This is a genomic window from Kitasatospora sp. NPDC090091 (genome assembly GCF_044747365.1).
Taxonomy (GTDB): domain Bacteria; phylum Actinomycetota; class Actinomycetes; order Streptomycetales; family Streptomycetaceae; genus Kitasatospora.
The window spans coordinates 212,059-234,731 of record NZ_JBIVDY010000001.1 but is presented as its reverse complement, the minus strand read 5'-3'; the positions used below and the strand labels follow the sequence as shown (position 1 = coordinate 234,731).

The window sequence follows — 22,673 nt, the reverse complement described above, 5'->3', positions numbered from 1 at the left end:
GCCGGCGCGCCCCGCTCGGACCCCGTCGTCCAGGCCCTGCTCAGATCCCGTCGTCCAGGCCCTGCTCGATCGCGTACCGGACCAGCTCGACCCGGTTGTGCAGCTGGAGCTTGCCCAGGGTGTTCTGGACGTGGTTCTGCACCGTGCGGTGGGACAGCACCAGCCGGTCGGCGATCTGACGGTAGGACAGGCCCTTGGCCACCAGCCGCAGCACCTCGGTCTCCCGGGCGGTCAGCTTCGGCACCGCGGGCGCGGTCGGCGCGGCGGGCTCGGCGGCCAGCCGGCGGAACTCGCCGAGCACCAGCCCGGCCAGGCCGGGGGTGAACACCGCGTCGCCCACGGCGGTCCGGCGCACCGCGTCCAGCAGCTCCTCCCGGCCGGCCGACTTCACCAGGTAGCCGGTCGCGCCGGACTTCACCGCCTCCAGCACGTCCGCGTGCTCACCGCTCGCCGAGAGCACCAGGACGCGCACCGACGGGTCCTGGGCGACCACCTGACGGCAGGCCTCGGCACCGGACAGCCCTGGGAGGTTGAGGTCCAGCACCACCACCTGCGGCGAGCAGGCCCGCGCCCGGCGGACCGCCTCCTCGCCGTCGCCGGCGGTGGCCACCACGTCCAGCCCGGCCTCGGCGAGGTCGCGCGAGACGGCGTCGCGCCACATCGGGTGGTCGTCCACGACCATCACCCGCACCGGCCGGCCGGCCCCCGGCTGCTCGGCCGTCGGCCCGTCGGTCGTCGGCCCGTCAGTGGTCGGCTGGTCGGTCATCGGAGCCCTTCCTGGGGACGCGGAGTTCGACCTCGACGCCCTCCCCGGGCGCCGAGTACAGCTCGGCCGTGCCGCCGAGGTCCAGCAGGCGGCCGCGGATCGACTGGGAGACGCCCAGCCGGCCGGCCCGCTCCGCCTCGCCCAGCCGGCCGGGCGCGAAGCCCGGGCCGTCGTCGCGGATGCTGACCGTGACGGCGTCCGGCTCGTCCTCGACCAGGATCCAGGCGCGGGCCCCGGACCCGGCGTGCCGGCGGACGTTGTCCACCGCGGCGCCGACGGCGGCCGCGAGCTCGCCCGCCGCCGGGGCGGGCAGCAGCACCGGGGTGCCCGGCGCGGAGAGCGTGATCCGCTCGTCTGCGTACGGGCCGAGCAGGGTGCGCAGGTCCTGCGGCTCCAGCGGGGTGCGCTGGGCCGGCAGCGGGCCGCCGCTCATCAGCGCCCGCAGCGCGCGCTCCTGTTCGCCGGCCAGCCGGCCGAGTTCGGCAAAGTCCGCGCCCGGCTCGCCGCCGCGCCGCTGGACCAGCGCGAGCACCTGGAGCACGCCGTCGTGGATGTCCCGGGAGAGCCGCTCGCGCTCGCGGGTGGCGGCCTCCACCTGGAGCGCCCGGGTGAGCGTCGCCTCGCTGGCCCGGGCCAGTTCGATCACGTAGCCGATCGCGCAGCCGGCCACCATCAGCAGCACGATGTTGTGGATGTTGTCGCCGGTCGGGCCGCCGTGGCCGAGGATGTTGGCCACCCCGATCACCGAGCCGGCCGCGGCCGCCCAGCGCCAGCCGCCCTTGCCGGCGAAGCCGAGCACGGTGCCGGCCGCCCAGATGGTGGGCAGGGTGGGCGCGCCGTGGCTGATCCGGTCGGGATCGTCGGTCAGCCCGCTCATCACGATCCCGGTGACGGCGAAGGTGAGGTCGGTGCCGAGCACGTACCAGGTGCAGCGCTGCGGCCCGGCGAAGGCGCGGGTGCTGGCCAGCGTCCAGAGCGTCAGGGCACCGAGGTAGATCCAGCCGGCGACGGGGTGGTGGAAGGACAGATAGGAGTCGAGGTAGCGCAGCACCGCGTAGGTGAGCGCCAGGACCCGGAAGAACGAGATGGCCCGCCAGAGCGGCAGCTCGACGGACATGCCGCCCGCTGCGACCGCCCCGCCGACCGCCCCGGTTCTGCTGCCGTCCGTCATCGCCCGTCCCTCCCCCGCCCAGGGCCTAGGCCGACCCGTTCTCCTTCTGGTCCTGCTCGGCCGCCTTCTGCTCCTGCTCGGCGGCCTTCTGGGCCTTCTCCGCCTCGGCCTTCTCCGCCTTGGCGGCGGCCTGCTCGGCCTTCTGGACGGCCTTGCGCTCGGCGTCCGCGCGCTTCTTGTCGTCGGCGATCTGCCGCTTGGCGGCGGTCGCGTAGATGTCCACGTACTCCTGGCCGGAGAGCCGCATGATCTCGTACATCACCTCGTCCGTCACCGAACGGAGGATGAAGCGGTCGTTCTCCATGCCGTGGTAGCGGGAGAAGTCCAGCGGGCGGCCGATCCGGATGCCGGGACGGATGCCGAAGTTGGGAACCACCTGGCCGGGCGGCTGCACCTTCTCGGTGTCGATCATCGCGACCGGGATCACCGGCGCGCCGGTGGCCAGCGCGACGCGGGCCAGCCCGCCGACCTTGCCGCGGTAGAGCTTGCCGTCGGGCGACCGGGTGCCCTCCGGGTAGACGCCGAACAGCTCGCCGCGCTCCAGCACCGCGATCGCGCTGCGGATCGCCGCCTCGCCGGCGCCGCGCACACCCGAGCGGTCGACCGGGAGCTGGCCGACGCCCTTGAAGAAGGCGGCCGTCAGCTTGCCCTTCACACCGGGGGTGTTGAAGTACTCGGCCTTCGCGATGAAGGTCACCCGGCGCTTGATCAGCGCGGGGAAGAAGAAGGAGTCCGAGAATGAGAGGTGGTTGCTCGCGATGATCGCGGCACCCTCGGCGGGGATGTTCTCCTCGCCCTCGATCCACGGCCGGAAGAAGATCCGAAGCAGTGGCGCGACGATCATCTTCATCAGTCGGTAGAACAACCCGGGCCTCCTGTTATGCGGACCGGTCGATCCTAATGCCCCGCGACCGCCGCCCGCGCCCCGCCCCGCCCCGGCGGGCCGCTCGGCGGACTCCGCCACCGGGCGTCCGGCCCCCGTCCCGCGGGGTGTACGGCGCGGGCGCACCCGTGGGACGATGCGGTTCCCGCAGCTCCCGCTCCCGCGCGCCCCTCCCGGCGCCGCCCCCGCGTCCTCGCTCTCCAGCGTTCCCGACCGACCTCCAGCGTCCCCGCCCGCGAAGGAGTCCGCCATGCCGCTGCTGCCCGGTGCCGAACCGTACCGCCACCGGGGCGGGCCGGTGGGCGTCCTGTTCTGCCACGGGTTCACCGGCTCGCCGCAGTCGCTGCGCCCGTGGGCCGAGGAGCTGGCGGCGGCCGGCTTCACCGTCTCGGTGCCGCTGCTGCCCGGGCACGGCACCCGCTGGCAGGACATGCAGGTCACCCGCTGGGAGGACTGGTACGCCGAGGTCGAGCGCGAACTGCTGGCGCTGTCGGCCGAGTGCGAGCAGGTCTTCGTCTGCGCGCTGTCGATGGGCTCCGCGCTGGCGCTGCGGCTGGCCGCGCTGCACGGCCCGGCCGTCTCCGGGCTGGTGCTGGTCAACCCGTCGGTGCGCTCGGACAACCCCGCGAGTGTGCTGCTGCCGGTGCTGCGGCACCTGGTGCCGAGCCTGGCCGGGGTGGCCAACGACATCGCCCGGCCGGACGCGGTCGAGGTCGGCTACGACCGGACGCCCCTGCACGCCGCGTGGTCGCTGGCCCGGCTCTGGAAGGAGGTCCAGGGCCGGCTGCCGCAGGTGACCCAGCCGGTGCTGCTCTTCCACAGCCCGCAGGACCACGTCGTCTCCGCGGCCAACTCCGAACTGGTGCTGGCCCGGATATCCTCGACCGACGTGACGGAGCGGCTGTGCCAGCGCAGCTACCACGTCGCGACGCTGGACCACGACGCGCCGGAAATATTCGCGGCCAGTGGGGACTTCATCCGACGGCTGGCTTCCGCGCACACGGCGGGCGCCACCCGGGTCGAATCCGACGATCACCAGGGCTGAAGGGCCGGAAGTGCACGAGAGCAGCACGGCGGGCGGCGAGGACGAGGCGCCCCGCGAGGACGCGCAGGACACGAAGGCGGAGGACACCAGGGCGGCCGCCGCCGGGGCCACGGGAGCCGGGCCGGCCGGAGCCGACGCCGGCCGGGCGGACACAGGCCGGGCCGACGCGGGCCGCACCGACCTCGACAAGGCGGACCGGAGCAGCGCGGACCCGGACAAGGCGGAGCCGGGCGGCTCCGGCGCCGAGGGCGCGGCCCGGGGGGCCGCCGAGCCGCCGCGGGTGCGGCGTGCGCCCGAGCGCAGCCAGGCCGAGCAGGACGAGATCTTCGCCGCGCTGGTCGCCCAGTTCGACGACCCCGTCGACCTCAACAACCCGGACTGGCCGGAGATCGAGGACCTGCGCGCCCGCGGCGAGCTGAAGGGCGGCTTCAAGGACGGCGCCGGGCCGCGCACCGATCCGGACGACCTCTCCGACCTCGCCCCGCAGCCCCGCCCCCGGTCGAGCCGGCCGGTGATGCCCGCCGCCGGCTCGGGCCCGCGCGACTTCGAGCTGGCCGCGGAGAGCGACGAGGAGCATTTCGTCCCGCCGGAGCCGCCGCCGCTGCCCCCGGCCGACACCACCGCCAAGTTCGCCTGGCTGGCCGTGCTCGGCGGTCCGGCGCTGCTGCTCTTCGACGCGGTGGTCTGGCGCGAGGTCTCCGGCTGGCCGGCCTGGGTCGGTGTGACGGCCTTCCTCGGCGGCTTCGTCACCCTGGTGGTCCGGATGAAGGAGCGCGACGAGGACGAGCCCGAGGACCCGCACGGCGGCGCCGTCGTCTGACGGGCGCCCCTCGTCCGGGGCGGCAGACGTCCGCTCCTGCACCGCCGCGGCGGCTCAGCCGGTCGGCAGCTCCAGGACGGCGAGCACCGGCAGGTGGTCGGTGGCGGCCCGCAGGTCGGCCCCGGTGACCCCGGGCAGCCCGTGCGGGACGCCGCAGGCGAGGACCCGGACGTCGGGGGTGGCGAAGACGGCGTCGATCCGCTGGTAGGGGTTCTCCGGGACGGACGTGAACTCCCCGCCCCAGGGCGCGGCGAGGTGGCCGTCCTGCAACCGCTCGGCCAGCAGGCTCCAACCGGGCCCGTCCGGGTGCTCGTTGAAGTCGCCCGCCACCACCCCGGGGCCGGCGGATCGCAGCTGGTCGAGGAGCATCCCGAACTGGCCGTACCGCTCGTCCGGGTCCAGACTCAGGTGACAGCTGGTCACGGAGAACGGCACCGAGCCGGCCACCCGGACCAGGGCGCCGGCGAAGCCGCGAGCGTGCAGGCCGCGGGTCTTGGGCAGCAGCCGGTCGTGCACGCCGAGCACGTCCACCGCGATCCGGCCGAGCAGCAGCGGGCCGGCCGCGATCCGGCCGCCACCGGCCAGCACCACGGTGCCGGTCTCCCGGGCGAGCCAGGCCGCCCGGCCCTGCGGGCGCCAGTAGCGCGGCGACTCCTGGATGCAGACGATGTCCGGCTCGCACGCCCGGATCACCCGGACCAGGGCGTGCCGGTCGTCGCGCAGCGAGCGGATGTTGTAGCTGAGCAACCGCAGCCGTCCCGGTCCGGGCGGCGGCAGCTCGGTCGGTCCGGTGGTCATGCGCGGTCCTCCCCGTGCGTCCGGTGGCGCTCCGGTGACGACCGTACGGCAGCGGGCCCGCCGGGCGGGGCGGAAACACGGCGCCGGCGCGACCGGAGCTCCGGGGGCTCCGGCCGCGCCGCCGTCGGGGGTGCGGCCCGCGGTCAGACGGTGCGGGCCAGGTCGGCCGCACCGGCGATGCCGGCGGCCGAGCCCATCGAGGCGAGCACCACCTCGGCGCGCGGGCGGTGCACCCCCCCGGTCAGGTAGTGCTCGAAGGCCTTGGCGACCGGGTCGAGCAGCAGTCGGCCGGAGTCGGAGACGCCGCCGCCGAGCACGAACACCCCGGGGTCGAACAGCGCGGCCAGGTCGGCCATGCCGCGGCCCAGCCAGTCGGCCAGCTCGGCGTAGCACTCCAGGGCGAGCGGGTCGCCCTCCTCGGCGGCCTGGGTGATGTGGATGCCGCGGATGGTCTCGGCCACGCCGTCGTTGAGCTCCAGCATCCGCGCGCCGCGGACCGGGTCGGCGGCGGCGCTCTCGCGGCCGTAGCGGCGCAGCGCCCGGCCGGAGCCGTACTGCTCCCAGCAGCCCCGGCCGCCGCAGCCGCAGGGCAGGCCGTCCGGGACCATGTTGAGGTGGCCGATCTCGCCGGCCACGCCGAACCGGCCGCGGTGCATCCGGCCGTCCAGCACGATCCCGCCGCCGATGCCGGTGCCGACGGTGATCAGCACCATGTCCTCGTGCTCGGCGGCGGCGCCGAAGCGGAACTCCGCCCAGGCGGCACAGTTGGCGTCGTTCTCGACCACGGTGTCGAGGCCGGTGAGCTCCTCGATCCGGGTGCGCAGCGGCTCGTCCTCCCAGTCGATGTTGGGGGCGAAGATCACCGTGGAGCGGCTGCGGTCGACGAAGCCGGGGGCGCCGATGCCGGCGGCGACCACGTCGGGGTACTGCTCCTTGAGCTCGCGTACGGCCTGCGCGATGGCGTCGACGGCCCACTGGGGGTCGGCCGGGGTGGGCACCCTGGTCCTGGCCAGGATCTCGCCCGCCTCGTCGACCACGCCTGCCGCGATCTTGGTCCCGCCGACGTCGACGCCGATGGTCAGAGCCATGTGTCCCTCAGCTATTCACTCGTTCCCGCTGGACGGAACGCTACCGCCCAACCCAGCCCCCGTACACACCGTCGCATACATTAACCGAAGACAATTTGGCGGCAACCGCGCCGGACTCCTTCAAAAGTCGTACATTCCCACCCGGTTTGTCACGGTCGGGATCCGGCCGATCACCAGTCGGATGTCAGGGCTTCACTGCTTGTCGGACGGCCCGTCAGGGGTGTCCAGGTCGATGCGCTCGCTGCGGGCGGGATCGCCGGCGGTCCAGCGGTGCTCGTGGCCGGCCACGGCGGCCCGGTAGGCGGCCACCAGCTCGGCGCCGGCCGAGGCCAGGCCGCTCCCCGCGGCGGCCAGGTGCCCGTAGACGTCGGGCTGCTGCTCGCGCAGGCGGTCGGCGAAGCCGGCCAGCGAGATCAGGGTGTCGGCGCTCGCCTCCTGCGCCTTCTGGCCGACGGCGGCGGCCAGCCGGCGCACCTCGTCCACCAGCGGGCCCAGCTCCGGGCCGAAGGGGTGCTCGGCGGCCTGCTCGGTGCGGTCGTCGGCGGTGGTCATCGCGCGTCTCCTCGGCTCCGGCCGCGCCCGCGGCCTCTGGCTCCGACGCTACCGGACAGCCCGACGGGTTCCGTCCGGTCGATCTCGTCGCGCACCCGGCAGCACCGGCCGGGCAGGGCCGGGCCGTCCAGGCCGGGCGGGACCGGAAGCACCCGGCAGCACCGGCCGGGCAGGCCTCAGCCGGGCAGGCCTCAGTCGGGCCCGGCCGGGGTCAGCCGCGGGGCCAGAGCGCCGGGTCCGGCGCGAAACGGACGGCGAGCGCCCCGTCCTGGAGCCCCGCGCCGGCGACGGTGCAGCGGCGCAGCGCCGAGGGCAGCGGGAGGATCCGGCGGTGGGCGCCGAGGCCGACCACCAGCTCGTCACCGCGGCGGACCAGGTCGAGGTCGGCGCGCTCGGCGCCGGGCAGCGCGAGGTGCCAGACCAGCAGGCCCTCCTCGGCCAGCCGGTCCTCGACGGTCCACGGCCCGGGGGCCAGCGGGGCCGGGCCGGGCCCGGTGCCGTAGAGGCGGTCGGCGACGGCCTCCAGGGTGGCCTCGGCGGGGCCGGTGGCCAGCACCGGGACGTCGCTCGCCGCGGCCAGCTCGGCCAGCTCCTCGCGGCGGCGGCGGGCCAGCCCGGCCAGCCACGGGTCCGGTGAGTCGGCGGCGGCGTCCGGGAGCACGCCGTCGAGGACGACGGCGTCCGGCCGGTGGCCGTGCAGGGCCAGCCCGGCGCGGATCCGGCCCAGCTCCTCGAACGGGTGGCCGTCGGCGCCGGCGACCAGCCGCACGCTGGTGCCGGGGTCGGTGATCGCGGCCCGGGCGGCGCCGAGCGCGTCGGCCGCCCTGGTCCGGATCTCGTACAGCCAGTCGGCGGGCATCGGCACCCCGGCGAGGCCGGCCAGCAGGGGGCGCAGCGCCCGGGCCGCCTGGCGCTGCTCGGGGACCAGCCGGGCGAGGTAGCGCTCCAGCTGCTCGGGCAGGGCGAGGGTGGCGATCAGCTCGGCGGGCGGCGGGGCGAGCACCACCAGGACGTCGGCCTCGGCGGCGGGCAGGGCGCGCAGCAGGGCGAGCCGGGCGGTGCCGGGGAGGGCGGTGAGCTCCTCCGGGTCGAGCGGGTCGGCGCCGAGCAGGTCGAGGGCGGGCTTGAGCCGGCCGCCGATCTCGCCGAGGGTGTGCCGGAAGGCGGCCTGCTCGTCGATCCGGAGGGCGTGCAGCCCGGGGGCCCAGGCGGTGGGTTCCGCCTCCAGCCGGACACCGAGGGCGGTGTCCAGGGTGCGGTGCGGGTCGTCGGCGGCCAGCAGCAGGGTGCGGTGCCCCTGCCGGGCGGCGTGCAGCGCGGTGGCCGCCGCCACCGTGGGTGCCGCCGCGTCGCCGCTGACCAGGATGGTGCGTGTCGCCGTCATGCCCTGCCCCCGTTCCTCGGTGTCAGCCCTCGGCGCGCTTCTCGGCGCCGGTGTCCTCGACGCGCTTCTTCAGGCCGGCCAGGGCACGGTCGATGATGACCTTCTCCGCCTTGCGCTTGATCATGCCGAGCATCGGGATCTTGACGTCGACGGCGAGCTGGTAGGTCACCTCGGTGCGGTCGCCGCCGAGCGGGGCGAGCGCGTAGGAGCCGTCCAGCGAGCGGAGCATCTGGCTGCGCACCAGGGTCCAGCCGACCTCGCGGTCGTCGTCCCAGGTGTAGGCGAGGACGTGCTCGTCGCGGATCGCGCCGGCGTCGAGCACCAGGCGCACCTGGGCGGCGCGGCCGTTCTCGTCGCGCTCCAGCACCTCGACCTCGGTGACCTCGCCGGTCCACGCCGGGTAGGCGGCGAAGTCGGCGATCACGGCCATCACCGCCGCCGGGGTCGCGTCGATGGTGATGCTCGACCTGGTGTGCTCCGCCATGGAATGGCCCTCCGCGTCGTCCCTTGCTGCCGGCCCGGCCGAGCCTGCTCGGTCGGGTGCGCCCGGAGCAGGCTATCGCGCCCGGGGCCGCCGTCCGGCCCGGGGCTCGGCCCGCCCGGGACGCTCCGGGCGGGCCGGTCGCGGCGGGGGCGGCGGGCTACCGGCCGGTCACCGGGGCGCTGTCGTAGGGTGCCAGTCGAACGACCCGGTCACGGCCTGGTCGGACGGGTAAAGGTGTGACACTTCGAACACCGGAGCCGACCCCCCTGGTCGAAGCTGCCTACCGGGCAGTAACGTCCTGCCGTCCCGCAGCGTCGCGAACGAGGAGCAGTCTTGCTCGACTTCAGCCTTCCGGCCCTCTACCAGGTACCGAGCGGCGGTAACCTCTCCGACCTCGTGCACCAGAACGCCGAGCGGCACCCCGACGTCGCGGTGCTCAGCCGCAAGGTGGACGGCCAGTGGCAGGAGTTGACGGCCGCCCAGTTCCTGGTCGAGGTGCGCGCCGCCGCGAAGGGCCTGATCGCCGCGGGCATCGGGCCCGGTGACCGGGTGGGGCTGATGTCCCGCACCCGCTACGAGTGGACGCTGCTGGACTTCGCGATCTGGACCGCCGGCGCGATCACCGTGCCGGTGTACGAGACCTCCTCGGCCGAACAGGTCGAGTGGATCCTCGGCGACTCCGGGGCGGTGGCCGTCCTCACCGAGACCGACCAGCACGCCGCGGTGGTCGCGGAGGTCCGCGAGCGCCTGCCGGAGCTGAAGCACACCTGGCAGATCGAGAACGGCGCGCTGGGCGCGCTGGCCGCGGCCGGGCAGGACGTCGCCGAGGCCACCGTCGACGAGCGCCGCTCGGTGGCGAACGCCGACGCGATCGCCACCATCGTCTACACCTCGGGCACCACGGGCCGGCCGAAGGGCTGTCAGCTCACCCACGCCAACTTCATGGCCGAGTGCGGCAACGTCGTCGAGCGCCTGGCGCCGCTGTTCCGCACCGGCGAGAGCTCGGTGCTGCTCTTCCTGCCGCTGGCCCACGTGCTGGCCCGGATCGCCGAGATCGCCCCGGCGATGGCGCCGATCAAGCTCGGCCACGTCTCGGACATCAAGGACGTCACCGCCGAGCTCGCGGCCTTCCGGCCGACCCTGATCCTGGGCGTGCCCAGAGTCTTCGAGAAGGTCTTCAACACCGCCCGCGCCAAGGCCCAGGCCGACGGCAAGGGCAAGATCTTCGACAAGGCCGCCGACACCGCGATCGCGTACAGCCGCGCGCTGGACGCCGGCGGCGCCGGCCTGGTCCTGCGGATCAAGCACGCGGTCTTCGACAAGCTGGTCTACAGCAAGCTGCGCGCCGCGCTCGGCGGCCGCGCCACCCACGCGATCTCCGGCGGCGCCCCGCTCGGCGAGCGGCTCGGCCACTTCTACCGGGGCATCGGCTTCACCGTCCTGGAGGGCTACGGCCTCACCGAGACCTGCGCGGCCACCGCCTTCAACCCGTGGGACAAGCCGAAGATCGGTACGGTCGGCCAGCCGCTGCCCGGCTCGGCCGTCCGGGTCGCCGAGGACGGCGAGGTCCTGTTCAAGGGCCCGCAGGTGTTCACCGGCTACTGGAACAACCCGGAGGCCACCGCCGCCACGCTCCAGGACGGCTGGATCGCCACCGGCGACATCGGCTCGCTGGACTCCGAGGGCTACCTCACCATCACCGGCCGGAAGAAGGAGATCATCGTCACTGCGGGCGGCAAGAACGTCGCCCCGGCGGTGATCGAGGACCGGATCCGGGCGCACGCCCTGATCGGCGAGGTGATGGTGGTCGGCGACCGCAGGCCGTTCATCGGCTGCCTGGTCACCGTGGACGAGGACTTCTTCCCGAAGTGGAAGGAGCTGAACGGCAAGCCGGCCACGGCCACGCTCGCCGAGCTCCGCGAGGACCCGGACCTGCTGGCCGCCATCCAGTCCGCGGTCGACGACGGCAACGCGGCCGTCTCGCACGCCGAGGCGGTCAAGAAGTTCCGCCTGCTGGACACCGTCTTCTCGGAGGAGAGCGGGCACCTCACGCCCTCGCTCAAGCTCAAGCGCAACGTCGTGCTGAAGGACTTCGCCGCCGACGTCGAGGCGATCTACCAGCGCTGACCCCCCGAACCCCGGTGCGGCCCGCCCCCTGAACGGTGGGGCGGGCCGCACCGGCCGTACGCGGGCCCAGGACAGGGCCCTACGGCCGGTCGGAGCCGGCGAGCAGCGAGGTGAGCCGCCCGGCCAGCAGGTCCCAGCGCCAGGAGCGCTCCACCCAGCGGCGGCCGGCCTCGCCCATCCGGCGCCGCAGCTCCTCGTCCTTCAGCAGCCGGACGATCCGCTCAGCCGACGCGGCCGGCGAGCCGCCCGGGACGACGTAGCCGGTCTCGCCCTCCAGCACGGCGTCCGGCGCACCGCCGGAGTCCCCGGCCACGACCGGCAGTCCGGTCGCCGAGGCCTCCAGGTAGACGATGCCCAGGCCCTCGACGTCCAGCCCGCCCCGCCGGGTGCGGCAGGGCATCGCGAAGACGTCCCCGGCGCCGTAGTGGGCCGGCAGCTCCTCCCACGGCACCGAGCCGGTGAACATCACCGAGCCGCGCACGCCCCGGGCGTCGACGAGCTTCTCCACGTCCGCCCGGTACGGGCCGCCGCCGACGATCAGCAGCACGGCGTCCGGCACGTCGGCGAGGATCTGCGGCATCGCCTCGATCAGGGTGTCCTGGCCCTTGCGCGGCACCAGGCGGGAGACGCAGACCACCACCGGCCGGTCCGCCAGGCCGAGCCGGCGGCGCACCTCGGCCCCGCCGGACTCCGGGTGGAAGGTCGTCTCGTCCACGCCGGGCGGCAGCTGCACCATCCGCGCGGCCGCCTCCGGGCCGACGGCGCCGGCGATCCGGGAGCGGGTGTACTCGCCGAGGTAGGTCAGGGTGTCGGTGCCCGCGCCGATCCGGCGCAGCAGCTGCCGCGCGGCCGGGAGCTGGGCCCAGGCCGCCTCGTGCCCGTGCGTCATGCCGAGCAGCCGGCCGGCCCCGGCACGGCGCAGCGCGGGCGCCATCAGCCCGAGCGGGGCGGCCGCGCCGAACCAGACGCCGTCGCAGCCCTCGGCGCGGAGGATCTCGGCGGCCCGGCGGGTGACCCGCGGTGTGGGAACCATCACCTTCGTGCGGTCCCGGATCACCGGGAAGGGCTGCTCGGCGTCGAAGCGCGCCACCTCGCTGCCGTCGCGCCAGGTCGAGGCGTACACCACGATGCTCCCGGCGGGCTGACGGACAGCCATGTTGTGGACGAAGGCCTGGATACCGCCGGGCCTGGGCGGGAAGTCGTTGGTGACGATCAAGGTCTTGTGCATCGGGCCACGGCTCGCTCGGTCGGGGGGTGCTCGGTGTACCGCTGGGTGATCCGTACGATAGGTCAACACCACGACCCGCCGGGAACGCATCCGCGCACGGCAACCGTTCCACCCCCGGGTCTGTCCTAGTAACTGGGCAGCCGGTGGGGCCCGCCCGGACGACGGCGCAGCGCCCTCCACCGACCGCCCGGGCGCCCGTCGCGCGGCGCCTCCGGTGGGACGTCCGAGACGAACGAGGGAGCGCAGTGGAGTTGGCCCCGGCCACCGAGTCCGGCACATCCAGCGGCGCGGACGGCCCCGGCACGGCCCTGGCCGTCCGCCGGGAGCCCGCACCCGCCCCAGGTGCCCCCGGCGGCCCCGTCGGGCGCACCGGGGCGCTCCTCGCCCTGGGAGGGACCTGGCTGGCCACCCGGGCGCTGCTCGTGCTGCTGGTGACCGGTGTGCTGCGGATGCCCGGCGGGGACATCACCGCCGACGTCTGGCTGATCTACCACGGCTGGTACGGCGTGCTGCAGACCGGCACCTTCCCGCTGGACGACGTCACCTGGCAGTACCCGCCCGGCGCCGCCCTGGTGATCATGCTGCCCGGGCTGCTCCCCTGGTCCTACCTGGTCTCGTTCTGGGTGATCTGCGGTGTCGCGGACGCGGTGGCGATGGCCCTGCTGGTCCGGGCCGGCGTGCGCAAGGGCCGGGCGCTGACCGGCGCCTGGGTCTGGGTGGCCGGCGTGCCGCTGCTCGGCCCGATGATCTACAACCGGTACGACGTGATCGTCACCGCGGTGGCGGTGGCCGGCCTGCTGGCGCTGATCCGCCGCCCGGCGCTCGGCGGCCTGCTGCTGGGCCTGGGCGGGATCGTCAAGATCTGGCCGCTGCTCGGCCTGATCGGCACCCCGTCCGGCCGGCGCACCCGCCGCGCCTGGACGTCCGCGGTGGCCGCCGCGGTCTCGGTGGGCTTCCTGCTCGCGGCCGGGATGAACGGCGCGTTCGAGTTCCTGACGTTCCAGAAGGACCGCGGCGTCGAGGTGGAGTCGGTCGGCGCGCTGCCGCTGCACTTCGCCCGGATCGCCGGGGCCTGGGACGGCAAGGTGATGATGAACTACGGCTCGGTGGAGATGCTCGGGCCGTGGGTGGACGTGGTCGGCAAGGTGATGATGGCCGGCACCCTGCTGGGCTTCGGCTGGCTGCTGCTCTGGCGCTTCACCGCCCGCCGCCGCAACGCGGCGACCATGTACGACGCGGCGCTGGCCGCGCTGCTGGTCTTCACCGTGACCAGCCGGGTGATCAGCCCGCAGTACCTGGTCTGGCTGGTCGGCGTGGCGGCGGTCTGCCTGACCGTGCGCGGCAGCAGCCAGCGACCGGTGGCGGTGCTGATCCTGGCCTCGACGCCGCTGACCCTGGTGGAGTTCCCCCTGATGTTCAGCAAGGTGGTCGGCAGCGAGCCGGGCGCTGTCACCGTGCTGGCCCTGCGCAACCTGCTGCTGCTGGCCGCCGCCGTGCTCTCCTGCATCCGGCTCTGGCGCTCCACCCGCGGTCCGGGCCAGCTGCCGGCCACCGTGGTGCTGGAGCGGCCGGAGCCGGTGGGCACCTACCCGGTGCGCCCCGGCATCGCCTACGAGCAGGACCTGCTGGACGGCATCGACCGCCCGGCCACCACCGGCGAGCGGCGCTAGCCACCGGACCGTCACCGCCTTAGGGCGACCTGGCTCTCAGCCCGCGAGCCGCCGGACCTCGGCCAGCCAAAGGGCGGTGAACTCGGCCAGCCCGAGCCCCAGTTCCGACCGGAGCAGGCGGTCCAGCCACGGCTCCCGGTCCTCGCCCCCCGGGCCGGACGCCCCGACCGCCCGGTAGAGCGCGACCAGCCGCTCCGGGCCGTACCGGCGCGCGACCACCTCACAGGCCAGCCAGGACTGCTCGTACGCCTGGGCGATGCCGGCGGCTCCGGCGGTGAAGTCCTCGTCGGCGGGCAGCGCCGCGGGCAGCCGCCCGGCCGCGACGTCACGGGCGAGCTCGGGGGCGATCTGCTTCGGCGTACGGCCGGAGCCGCGGTAGCCGGTCCAGTCGGCGACGCCCTCGGAGAGCCAGAGCGGCGTCCAGGCCCGGGTGTCGGCCCTGGTCGCGACGTGAACCGCCTCGTGGGTGACGACCACCTGGCGGCCGAAGCCGCTCAGCCCGCCGTACGCCTCCGGGTTGACCAGCACCCGGTCGGCCGGGGTGTGCCAGGGCGCGCCGGACGCCGCGGTGGTGACGGCCGCCATGCCGGTCCAGCCGTCCGGGTCGGCCTCCAGCAGCCGGGCGAACTGCTCCTCGGTGGCGGGCAGGTGCAGCAGCAGCCGGCCGGGCCAGTCGCTCCCCCAGACCTCGCTCACCGCCGGGACGGCCCGGTCGGCCACCGCGGCGAGCTCGGCCGGGTCCGGCCCGCCGGCCAGGCCGAGCACCAGGCAGTGCCCGCCGTTCGCGGCCACGACCGCGCCGAGGTCCCAGAGCGGGGGCGGGCCGCCCGCGCCCTCCTCCCGTTCCACCTGCCAGCCGGCCGCGGTGCGCAGCAGCGCCAGCCGGCGCTGGTGCACCACCGGGTACGCGTCGTGGCCGGCCACCCGGACGGCCAGCTCGGCGGTGGCCACCGCCCGGTCCGGCGCACCGGCCGGGCCCAGCACGAGGTTGCGGTAGACCGCCTCGGCCAGCGGCACCCCGGCCGCCCCGGCGGCGAGAGCCCGGGCGCGCCCGGCCAGCACCGCCGCGACCTCGGAGCGCCGGTCCGCCGCCACCGCGCCCGCCGGTGCGGCGGGGGCGGCCCAGGGCAGCGACAGCTGGGCCAGCCCGCCGGCCGCGAGCAGCAGGGCGCCGCGCCGGGACAGCGCGCAGCGGCGGGCCGCGGGGTCGGCGGGGGCTTCGGCGGGGGCGGGCGGGCGCCCGGACCGGCTCAGAGCCGGATCACCCCCGCGAGGGGCATGGCGTTGACGCTCTCGTACCGCACCTTGGCACCCGGGTAGGGGGCGTGCACGATCACCCCGCCGCCGGCGTACATGCCGACGTGGTGCATGTCCCGGTAGAAGATCACCAGGTCTCCCGGTCGCGCGTCGGAGAGGCTGACCCGCTGGCCGGCCGACGCCTGGGCCTGCGAAGTGCGCGGCAGGGTCACTCCGGCCTGCCGCCAGCTCCAGTACATCAGACCGGAGCAGTCGAACGCGCGGGGCCCGGTGGATCCGTACACGTAGGGCGAGCCGATCATCCTCACGGCGGCGGCCAGCGCTGCCGCACCGCGCTCGGAGGCCGGTGGGGCGGTCCCGAGGTCGAGCCGGTCGGTGCCGCGGGTGGCGCGCTGCTCGGCCTCGCGCGCGTCCTGGGCGGCCATCCTGGCCCGCTCCGCCTCGCCCAGGCTGTTGAGCAGCCTCTGCGCCTTGGCCAGCCGCTGCTGGATCTGCTGCTTGCTCTCGGCCAGGGCGCGGCGGGTCTGCTCCAGCTCGGCGAGCTTGGCGGAGGTCTCGGTGCGGCGCTGGTCGAGCCGCCGCTGACGGGCCACCACCTCGCGCAGCGTCTCGCTCTGCCGCTCGGCGGCCTGGTCGAGGGTGCGGGCCGTGGCCAGGTACCCCTCGGGGTCGGTGGCGAGCATCAGCTGGACGGTCTGCGCCATGCCGCCGCCGCGGTACTCGGCGCCGGCCACGGTGGCGAGGTCGCCGCGCAGCTGGTTGAGCTCGTCCTGGGCCACGGCGACCTGCTGCTGGAGGGTGCCGGTCTCGTGCTGCAGCTGCTGCTGCGCCTCCTGCGCCGCATTGACCCGCTCGGAGGCCTGCTCGGCCTCGTCGTACAGCTGCTCCACCTGGGCCTTGACGTCCTTGCGGCTGGCCGGCCCGTCCGGCCCCGGGGCGGCCTGGGCGGTGCCGCCCGTCGCCATCCCGAGCACGGTGGTGGCCGCGGCGGTCAGCACCAGCGCACGGGCGAGGGCGTGCGCCCCCGACAGCGGGGAACGGCGGTGCACGGACATGCGACAGCGGCTCCGATCCTGCGGCCCGGCCCCGCGGCCGCACCGGGGTGGGCGGCTCTCGACGGGAGTCCGGTGGCAGACGTTAGCGAGTCCGGGCAAGCGAGTCCAAACCCCTCCCAACCCGAATATTTGACCCGGAATCGGACACCAGGGCGAGCCGCCGGGAAAGCCGCAGGCCCGGCCTCCCCACCTGGGGAGACCGGGCCTGTCGGAACCGACTGCGGATCAGACGCGCACGATGGACGCCAGCGGCATGTTGGAGACCGCCTCGTAGCGCACCGAGGCACCCGGCTTGGGCGCGTGGAGCACCTGGCCGTTGCCCGCGTAGATCCCCACGTGGTGGGCGTCGCTGTAGAAGATCAGCAGGTCGCCGGGCTGGGCCTGGGAGAGGTCCGAGCCGATCCGGGTGCCGGCGTGGGCCTGCTCCTGCGAGGTGCGCGGCAGCGACACGCCGGCCTGGTTGAACGCCCAGACCATCAGACCCGAGCAGTCGAAGGAGTTCGGGCCCGCGGCGCCGTAGACGTACGGGCTGCCGACCTTGCCGGCGGCGATGGAGAGCGCGGCGGCACCGCGCGAGCTGCCCGCGGCGACCGGCTTGGGGGCCGGAGCGGGGTCCGCGGTCGCAGATCCGGAGCCGGAGCCGGAGCCGGACCCGGAGAGGTCGGTGCGGCTGGTGTCGCGGGAGGCGCGGTCGGCGTCCGCCTTCGCCTTGGCCGCGGCCTTCGCAGCGGCGTCGGCCTTGGCCTGCGCCTCGGCGGCGGCCTTCTCCTCGGCCTCGCGGATCGCGCGGCGCTCCTGCTCGGTCAGCGTGTTGAGCAGGTCCTGGGCCTTCGCCAGCTTGGCCTGGACCTCCTCCTTGGAGGCCTTCAGCTGCTGGGTGGTGGTCTCCAGCTCGCCGAGCTTGGCCTGGGCCTCGTTGCGGTCCTGGTCGAGCCTGCGCTGCTGCTCCTGGAGCTCCTTCAGCGCGCCGGACTGGGTGCTGCTCGCCTGGGTCAGCGCCCCGGCCTGGTTGAGGAAGTTGTCGGGGCTGGACGAGAGCATCAGCTGGACGGTCGACGATATGCCGCCGGTCCGGTACTGCTCGCCGGCGATCTCGGCGAGGCCGCCCTGGGCCTCGGTGACCGCGGCCTGCTGACGGGCCACCTTGTCCTGCAGCTCGCCGACCTGCTTCTGCAGCTCCTGCTGCTTGGCCTGGGCGCCGTTGTACTTCTCGGTCGCGACCTCGGCCTGCTCGTTGAGCTGGTCGACCTGCTCCTTGACCTGGTCCTTGGTCGGCGTCGGGTCGGCGTGGGCACCGGACTGCGCGGAGAGGGCGACGGCTGCGGCGGCGACACCGGTCAGGATCGAGACACGGGCGCGGCCGGCGGGCTTGGGACGACGATGGGACGCCACGAAGGCGGACTCCTTCTTCCTACGTCCGCCTACCGGGTGAGCTGACGGGTTCGGGCCGGAAGAAGGCCCTACGACGCCTCACCGGCCGTTCCACCGGCCGACCTGGCGCCGATTCACCCCGGAGGAACATGGTTCCCCGGCTCCGCTCCACAGCGCCCCCGACTACTGGGCTCCCACTCGGACGGGCCTGCGGCCCGACCCGCTGCTTCGCGAACTCGGCGGTAAACCTCCGCCGCCACCCAGGCTGGGTGATCGACTGTGCGGTGGTTCAAGGCCCGACCCTAGTAACAGAACCGTGATCCGTTCAAATCCTTGTCAGAAAAAAGCCGGAACATCATCCATGTTCATTTGTGAATATGACCGGACGTGATCGGCGCCGTACGCGGAGCTGATCGCTTGTCATCGGAACGGACAGAAACCGCGCCACCCCCGGGATCGGGGGTGGCGCGGATCACAGGTCCGTTCGGGGCCCGCGGGGGGGCCTGCCGGTCCGTCAGACGCGGCGGATGGTGTTGATCGGCATCGCGTCGGCCTTCATCACCTTCACCACGTCACCGGTGTGCGGCGCGTGCACCACCATGCCGTTGCCGATGTACATCCCGACGTGGCTGCGGTCGCTGCGGTAGATGATCAGGTCGCCGGGCTGGGCCTCGGCGAGCGAGGGCACCCGGGTGCCGACGTTGCCCTGCGCCTGCGAGGTGCGCGGCAGCGAGACGCCGGCCTTGCTGTACGCGAAGACCATCAGGCCCGAGCAGTCGAAGGTGCTGGGCCCGGTGGCGCCCCAGACGTACGGGGAGCCCTGCTTGCTCATCGCGATGGAGACGGCCGTGCCGGCGTAGCCGCTCGCCTGCGGCAGGCTGCCGAGGTCCGCGCGCTCGGAGCCGCGCGAGGCACGGTCCTCCGCCTGCTGCGCGGCGCGCAGGGCGGCCCGGTCGGCGGCGCTGAGCGAGTTCAGGAGGTCCTGGGCCTCCTTCAGCTTCTTGTTGACGTCCGTCTTGGACTGGTTGAGGTCCTTGGTGGTGCTGTCCAGCGAGGCGAGGACGGCGGCCGCCTCGGCCTTCTGCTGGTCCAGCCGGCGCTGCTGGTCCTGCAGTCCCTTGAGCGCCTCGGTCTGGCTGGAGGAGGCCTGCTGCACGCTGGAGGCCTTGTCCAGGTAGCCGGACGGGTCGGAGGAGAGCATCAGCTGGACCGACGGGTCGATGCCGCCCGTGCGGTACTGCTCGCCGGCCACCGCGGCCAGCCCGCCCTGAAGCTGGGTCATCTCGTCCTGGCCGCGAGCCACCTGGTCCTGCAGTTGGTCGGCCTGCTTGCGGAGCTGGTCGGCCCGCTCCTTGGCGCCGTTGTACTTCTCGGTGGCCTGCTCGGCCTCCTCCTGCAGCTGGTCGATCTGCGCCTTCACGTCGTCCTTCTTGGGCGACGGGGTGGGCGCGGCGTGGGCGGCGACCTGGGCGGAGAGAGCGACCGCGGTCGCAGCGGCAGCGGTGAGCACGGAGACCCGCGCGCGGCTCGGCTGCTTGGGACGGCGGTGGGAGGCCAAGGGACCGGCTCCTTCTTCCAATGGACTCACCCGATCGAGTGAGAATCCGGAAAATAGGTTTGACGCCAGACCCTAGTGAAGATCCAGGCTTTCCGCCACTCCCCCGATGGCGTGAACTCCGGCCGCCCGCCATGACTTCACGAAATCGTCACACGACCGCAAACCGGGCGCTGAGCAGGCGTCACGCGGGTCTGCCCGGCCACTGCGGAAGCCTACGGCCGGGCCAGCCGGTTCAGCAGCAGCACCGACGCGACGGGGCGCGCGCCCGCCTTCCGCACGCCCTCCGCGACCTCCCGGTCGGTGGAGACCACCACGACCGGACGGCCCTGCGGCTCGGCCCGCACCAGGCGGCGGATCAGCTCGTCGGCAGTCTCCCCGGTCCGGCTGAAGCGCACCCGGACTCCGCGCGGCGGCGCCATGATCACCGGCACGTCCAGGTCCTGCCCGTCGAACACGCAGGTGACCTCCGCCTGCGTGCGCTGCGCCAGCATCGCCAGGCCGCCCAGCAGGCGGATCCGCTGCTGCTCCAGCGGCAGCGTCGGATAGCCGGTCTTGGTCACGTTGTAGCCGTCCACCACCAGGTGCACCTGCGGGATCGCCAGCAGCTGGTCCAGCAGCGCCGGATCGTCCTCGGCCAGGGCACGCCGGGCCACGTCGTGCGGCGAGGCCGAGCCCGGCACCACCGCCTCCACCAGGTCGGCCGGGCGGATCTGGGAGACCGGCAGCGCCAGCTCCCGCTGCAGCCCCTGCGCCGACTGCAGCACGGTGTCCAGCAGCAGCCGCAGCCGCATGTCCTCGACGCTGCGCCCCTCGCGGGCCGAACGGCGGCCCTGCTCCACGGTGGTCTCCAGCTCGGAGATCCGGTGCCGCAGCCGCCGCGCCTCGCTCTCGGCCGCACTGCGCTCGGCGGCGGCCTGCGCCTTCAGCGCATCCAGTTCGGCGGAGACCCGGCGGGTCTCGGCCTGCGCCCGCCGGGTGTCGCTCTCCAGCGACCGCACCTTCCGGCGCAGCGAGTCGCCCTCCTTGCGGACGTCCTCCGACTCGGCCCGGTGCCGGTCCAGGTCGGCGCGGGCGGCGGCCCGCAGCTCGGCCAGCTCCGCCTGCAGCTTCTCCACCAGCTGGGCGGCCTCCGCCACCGCGCCCTCGGCACCGGCCCGTTCGGCCTCCTCGCCGGCCTCGGCCACCAGCCGGCTCCAGCCCGCCGACCGGACCAGGTAGGCGGCGGCGGCGACGTCCATCGGGTCGGCGGCCGCGGGAACGGTGCCCGACTCCAGCGCCCGGACGAGGTCGGGCTGGCCCAGCCGCAGCCGCTCCGCTATCCGCACCCGGAAGGCCGGCTCGGACTCCAGCGCCGCGGCCAGCGCGGTGGCCGCGTACTTGGCCCGCCGGGCCGGGGTGAACTTGGCGTACTGGCGCAGCGACTGCGGCAGCTCACCGGGGGGCAGCCCGCCGAGCGCGTCGGCGGCCAGCCCGACCACCCGGCGGCGCACGCCCTCGGGCAGCGGCCGGTCGAGCTGCTCGGCGGCGCGGCCTGCCGCCGGCTCCTCGCCGGGCTCCTCACCGGCGGCCGGGTCGGCCGGGGCCGCGGTTGCGGACGGGGCGGCCTCGGTCTCGGCCGCGTCCGGGGCCTGCGCGTCCACAGCGGGCTGCCGCCGCTGCGGCCCCGCGGGCTCGTTCGCTGCGTCCACCACGTCCTCGGCTCCGATCCTGGTCCAGCGGGTACGGCCGACCGCGGCCGTCCCTGTCGTCACGCTCCGTGCGCTCCGCCTGTCATTGTCCCGTGCGGTGGGCGGCCCTGCCGCCCACCGCCCACCGCACGGCCCGGCATCAGCCCTGCTCGGCGCCCTCGGCCGGCGCCGCGTCCTCGGCGCCGGGGCGGGCCACCAGCTCGACCTGGTCCACCGCGTTGCACCAGCGGCAGCGCACCGACTCGACGGTCTCGCTGTGCACCTCGGTCTCCTCCACCTTGGACTCGCCGGCCAGGTCGAAGTGGAGGAACTCGGTGACCCGCAGGGACCGGGTCACGTCGAAGCGGGTGAGGTTGCCGCAGAGCGTGCAGCGCCAACGGGTCTCGGGCGTCAGAGCGGGGACGGTCATCGGGGATCCTCTCGGTGGTCCCTGGGTGGGCTCAGGCGCTCCCCCCGGAGCCCCGGCATCGGCGGCGGGAGGCGGGAATGCCCGCCCCAAGCCTATTGCCTGGGGCAACCACCGCGGCCACCGGTCAGGGCGTTCCGCAGTTAGCCCACCTGCCGCACGCCCGGTGTCACCGGTGCCCCGCGGAGGGATGCTTGGCCGCATGGCGATCCCGGTCCTCGACCACACCGGTGCGCGGGGCGGTCGCCCGGCCGCGGCCGTCCCGGCCGTCAGTTACGCCCTGATCGCGCTCAACACCCTGGTCTTCCTGCTCGGCCCGGCTGCCGGCATCAACCCCCTCTACGGCCGCGGGCAGGCGCGGGTCTGCGCCGAGCAGCGGTACGAGCAGCGCTGGGGGGCCGTCCCCGCCGAGCTGCTGGCCGGCCGGCCGCTGACCGCCGAACAGCTGGCGCAGGCCCCCGACCCGGTGCCCGGTTGCCCGGCCGCCCCGACGCCGGGCAAGCACCCGGCGCTCTCGGTGCTCAGCGCGCTCTTCCTGCACGCCGGCTGGCTGCACCTGCTGGGCAACCTGCTCTTCCTCCACGTCTTCGGCCCCAGCGTCGAGGAGCGGTTCGGCCGGGCCCGGTTCGCCCTCTTCTACCTGGCGGCCGGCTCGCTGGCGACGTACGGGTTCGCGCTGGCCGAGGCGCACGCCCCGGACTCCACCCGGGTGCTGATCGGCGCCTCGGGGGCGATCTCGGCCGTACTCGGCGCCTACCTGCGGCTGCACCCGCGGGCCCGGGTCACCACGCTCGTCCCGCTGCTGCTCTTCCTTCCGCTGCGATTCCCGGCCTGGCTGGTGCTCGGGCTCTGGTTCGCCCTCCAGTGGTGGTCGGTGCACTCGGCCGGGCCCGGGGTCGCCTACCTGGTGCACGTGATCGGCTTCGCGGCCGGCTTCCTCTACGCCTGCACGCTCGCCACCCGTCCCCCGCGACGCCCCGGCTGACGCCCGATACCCTGGCGGCACCTCACAAAGGAGCCGGAACAGTGATCACCGCCATCGTCCTGATCAAGACCAGCGTCGACCGCATCCCGGAGATCGCCGAGGCGATCGCGGCCATCGAGGGCGTCAGTGAGGTCTACTCGGTCACCGGCGGCTACGACCTGGTGGCGATGGTGCGGGTGCGCCACCACGACGACCTGGCGGAGGTCATCCCCGGCCGGCTGAACAAGGTCCCGGGCGTGGCCCACACCGAGACCCAGATCGCCTTCCGCACCTACTCCCAGCACGACCTGGAAGCCGCCTTCGCGCTCGGCCTGGACGAGTAGCAGCCCGCCCGGAG

The 22,673-nt window shown here is 74.7% G+C and carries 21 protein-coding genes and 1 riboswitch; of the genes, 6 read left to right on the top strand and 15 right to left on the bottom strand.

Annotation, left to right across the window (positions count from 1 at the left end; all coding sequences use genetic code 11):
* Positions 1 to 40 precede the first annotated feature (40 nt).
* The 3 genes from ACIPSC_RS01050 to ACIPSC_RS01040 form a co-directional block, all read right to left on the bottom strand.
* Positions 41 to 682 carry a response regulator gene (locus tag ACIPSC_RS01050; RefSeq protein WP_395298683.1) on the bottom strand — a complete coding sequence of 214 codons (642 nt, stop codon included), beginning with the start codon at positions 680 to 682 and terminating at the stop codon, positions 41 to 43.
* 61 nt (positions 683 to 743) lie between these two features.
* Positions 744 to 1,937, bottom strand: coding sequence for a MacS family sensor histidine kinase (macS, locus tag ACIPSC_RS01045; protein ID WP_400822052.1), 1,194 nt, complete (start codon positions 1,935 to 1,937; stop codon positions 744 to 746).
* A 25-nt stretch (positions 1,938 to 1,962) separates the two neighbouring features.
* Positions 1,963 to 2,787 carry a lysophospholipid acyltransferase family protein gene (locus ACIPSC_RS01040; RefSeq protein ID WP_400822474.1) on the bottom strand — a complete coding sequence of 275 codons (825 nt, stop codon included), beginning with the start codon at positions 2,785 to 2,787 and terminating at the stop codon, positions 1,963 to 1,965.
* Positions 2,788 to 3,070: 283 nt separating this feature from the next.
* Here ACIPSC_RS01040 and ACIPSC_RS01035 point away from each other — a divergent pair, with 283 nt between their 5' ends.
* Together ACIPSC_RS01035 and ACIPSC_RS01030 are read left to right on the top strand one after the other, a co-directional pair.
* A complete protein-coding gene (locus tag ACIPSC_RS01035; protein ID WP_400822051.1) occupies positions 3,071 to 3,865 on the top strand; it encodes an alpha/beta hydrolase in 795 nt (264 codons plus the stop codon).
* A gap of 10 nt (positions 3,866 to 3,875) precedes the next feature.
* A complete protein-coding gene (locus ACIPSC_RS01030; RefSeq protein ID WP_400822050.1) occupies positions 3,876 to 4,685 on the top strand; it encodes a hypothetical protein in 810 nt (269 codons plus the stop codon).
* 54 nt (positions 4,686 to 4,739) lie between these two features.
* Here ACIPSC_RS01030 and ACIPSC_RS01025 read toward each other — a convergent pair whose 3' ends face one another.
* The 5 genes from ACIPSC_RS01025 to ACIPSC_RS01005 form a co-directional block, all read right to left on the bottom strand.
* Positions 4,740 to 5,483 (bottom strand): endonuclease/exonuclease/phosphatase family protein, encoded by a 744-nt coding sequence (locus ACIPSC_RS01025; protein ID WP_400822049.1) that lies wholly within the window; start codon positions 5,481 to 5,483, stop codon positions 4,740 to 4,742.
* Positions 5,484 to 5,626: 143 nt separating this feature from the next.
* Positions 5,627 to 6,571, bottom strand: a complete 945-nt coding sequence (locus ACIPSC_RS01020) for an ROK family glucokinase (RefSeq protein WP_400822048.1) — start codon at positions 6,569 to 6,571, stop codon at positions 5,627 to 5,629.
* A gap of 192 nt (positions 6,572 to 6,763) precedes the next feature.
* Positions 6,764 to 7,123 carry a DUF5304 family protein gene (locus ACIPSC_RS01015; protein ID WP_400822047.1) on the bottom strand — a complete coding sequence of 120 codons (360 nt, stop codon included), beginning with the start codon at positions 7,121 to 7,123 and terminating at the stop codon, positions 6,764 to 6,766.
* Between the two features lie 211 nt (positions 7,124 to 7,334).
* Positions 7,335 to 8,507, bottom strand: coding sequence for an ArsA family ATPase (locus ACIPSC_RS01010; RefSeq protein WP_400822046.1), 1,173 nt, complete (start codon positions 8,505 to 8,507; stop codon positions 7,335 to 7,337).
* A gap of 22 nt (positions 8,508 to 8,529) precedes the next feature.
* Positions 8,530 to 8,991, bottom strand: a complete 462-nt coding sequence (locus ACIPSC_RS01005) for an SRPBCC family protein (protein ID WP_400822044.1) — start codon at positions 8,989 to 8,991, stop codon at positions 8,530 to 8,532.
* 333 nt (positions 8,992 to 9,324) lie between these two features.
* Between ACIPSC_RS01005 and ACIPSC_RS01000 the strand changes: the two genes are divergently transcribed.
* Positions 9,325 to 11,118, top strand: coding sequence for an AMP-dependent synthetase/ligase (locus ACIPSC_RS01000; RefSeq protein ID WP_400822042.1), 1,794 nt, complete (start codon positions 9,325 to 9,327; stop codon positions 11,116 to 11,118).
* A gap of 79 nt (positions 11,119 to 11,197) precedes the next feature.
* Here the strand turns inward: ACIPSC_RS01000 and ACIPSC_RS00995 are convergent, their stop codons facing one another.
* On the bottom strand, positions 11,198 to 12,346 hold the full coding sequence (locus ACIPSC_RS00995) for a glycosyltransferase family 4 protein (RefSeq protein ID WP_400822041.1): 1,149 nt from the start codon (positions 12,344 to 12,346) through the stop codon (positions 11,198 to 11,200).
* Between the two features lie 245 nt (positions 12,347 to 12,591).
* Here ACIPSC_RS00995 and ACIPSC_RS00990 point away from each other — a divergent pair, with 245 nt between their 5' ends.
* On the top strand, positions 12,592 to 14,016 hold the full coding sequence (locus tag ACIPSC_RS00990; protein WP_400822039.1) for a glycosyltransferase 87 family protein: 1,425 nt from the start codon (positions 12,592 to 12,594) through the stop codon (positions 14,014 to 14,016).
* Between the two features lie 36 nt (positions 14,017 to 14,052).
* Here the strand turns inward: ACIPSC_RS00990 and ACIPSC_RS00985 are convergent, their stop codons facing one another.
* From ACIPSC_RS00985 to ACIPSC_RS00960, 6 genes are all read right to left on the bottom strand, one after another.
* Positions 14,053 to 15,111: a hypothetical protein gene (locus ACIPSC_RS00985; protein WP_400822038.1), complete on the bottom strand. Its 1,059-nt coding sequence runs from the start codon at positions 15,109 to 15,111 to the stop codon at positions 14,053 to 14,055.
* A gap of 155 nt (positions 15,112 to 15,266) precedes the next feature.
* A complete protein-coding gene (locus tag ACIPSC_RS00980; RefSeq protein WP_400822036.1) occupies positions 15,267 to 16,328 on the bottom strand; it encodes an NlpC/P60 family protein in 1,062 nt (353 codons plus the stop codon).
* 225 nt (positions 16,329 to 16,553) lie between these two features.
* Positions 16,554 to 17,720: an NlpC/P60 family protein gene (locus tag ACIPSC_RS00975; RefSeq protein WP_400822035.1), complete on the bottom strand. Its 1,167-nt coding sequence runs from the start codon at positions 17,718 to 17,720 to the stop codon at positions 16,554 to 16,556.
* A gap of 10 nt (positions 17,721 to 17,730) precedes the next feature.
* A riboswitch (cyclic di-AMP (ydaO/yuaA leader) is annotated at positions 17,731 to 17,885 on the bottom strand.
* A 328-nt stretch (positions 17,886 to 18,213) separates the two neighbouring features.
* Positions 18,214 to 19,257, bottom strand: coding sequence for an NlpC/P60 family protein (locus ACIPSC_RS00970; protein WP_400822034.1), 1,044 nt, complete (start codon positions 19,255 to 19,257; stop codon positions 18,214 to 18,216).
* Positions 19,258 to 19,469: 212 nt separating this feature from the next.
* Positions 19,470 to 20,948 (bottom strand): NYN domain-containing protein, encoded by a 1,479-nt coding sequence (locus ACIPSC_RS00965; protein ID WP_400822472.1) that lies wholly within the window; start codon positions 20,946 to 20,948, stop codon positions 19,470 to 19,472.
* A gap of 136 nt (positions 20,949 to 21,084) precedes the next feature.
* Entirely contained in the window at positions 21,085 to 21,354 is a 270-nt protein-coding gene (locus ACIPSC_RS00960) for a hypothetical protein (protein WP_400822033.1), read from the bottom strand.
* A gap of 199 nt (positions 21,355 to 21,553) precedes the next feature.
* On the opposite strand from ACIPSC_RS00960, the gene ACIPSC_RS00955 reads away from it, so the two are divergent.
* The gene (locus ACIPSC_RS00955; RefSeq protein WP_400822031.1) at positions 21,554 to 22,336 is read left to right on the top strand and encodes a rhomboid family intramembrane serine protease; all 783 of its coding nucleotides are present in this window, start codon (positions 21,554 to 21,556) and stop codon (positions 22,334 to 22,336) included.
* A gap of 41 nt (positions 22,337 to 22,377) precedes the next feature.
* Positions 22,378 to 22,659, top strand: a complete 282-nt coding sequence (locus ACIPSC_RS00950) for an Lrp/AsnC family transcriptional regulator (RefSeq protein WP_400822030.1) — start codon at positions 22,378 to 22,380, stop codon at positions 22,657 to 22,659.
* Positions 22,660 to 22,673: the final 14 nt, after the last annotated feature.

Coding starts and splice junctions, on each gene's coding strand:
- ACIPSC_RS01050 (WP_395298683.1), bottom strand. CDS start 682: ATGGTCGTGGACGACCACCCGATGTGGCGCGACGCCGTCTCGCGCGAC.
- macS (WP_400822052.1), bottom strand. CDS start 1,937: ATGACGGACGGCAGCAGAACCGGGGCGGTCGGCGGGGCGGTCGCAGCG.
- ACIPSC_RS01040 (WP_400822474.1), bottom strand. CDS start 2,787: ATGAAGATGATCGTCGCGCCACTGCTTCGGATCTTCTTCCGGCCGTGG.
- ACIPSC_RS01035 (WP_400822051.1), top strand. CDS start 3,071: ATGCCGCTGCTGCCCGGTGCCGAACCGTACCGCCACCGGGGCGGGCCG.
- ACIPSC_RS01025 (WP_400822049.1), bottom strand. CDS start 5,483: ATGACCACCGGACCGACCGAGCTGCCGCCGCCCGGACCGGGACGGCTG.
- ACIPSC_RS01020 (WP_400822048.1), bottom strand. CDS start 6,571: ATGGCTCTGACCATCGGCGTCGACGTCGGCGGGACCAAGATCGCGGCA.
- ACIPSC_RS01015 (WP_400822047.1), bottom strand. CDS start 7,123: ATGACCACCGCCGACGACCGCACCGAGCAGGCCGCCGAGCACCCCTTC.
- ACIPSC_RS01010 (WP_400822046.1), bottom strand. CDS start 8,507: ATGACGGCGACACGCACCATCCTGGTCAGCGGCGACGCGGCGGCACCC.
- ACIPSC_RS01005 (WP_400822044.1), bottom strand. CDS start 8,991: ATGGCGGAGCACACCAGGTCGAGCATCACCATCGACGCGACCCCGGCG.
- ACIPSC_RS00995 (WP_400822041.1), bottom strand. CDS start 12,346: ATGCACAAGACCTTGATCGTCACCAACGACTTCCCGCCCAGGCCCGGC.
- ACIPSC_RS00980 (WP_400822036.1), bottom strand. CDS start 16,328: ATGTCCGTGCACCGCCGTTCCCCGCTGTCGGGGGCGCACGCCCTCGCC.
- ACIPSC_RS00960 (WP_400822033.1), bottom strand. CDS start 21,354: ATGACCGTCCCCGCTCTGACGCCCGAGACCCGTTGGCGCTGCACGCTC.
- ACIPSC_RS00955 (WP_400822031.1), top strand. CDS start 21,554: ATGGCGATCCCGGTCCTCGACCACACCGGTGCGCGGGGCGGTCGCCCG.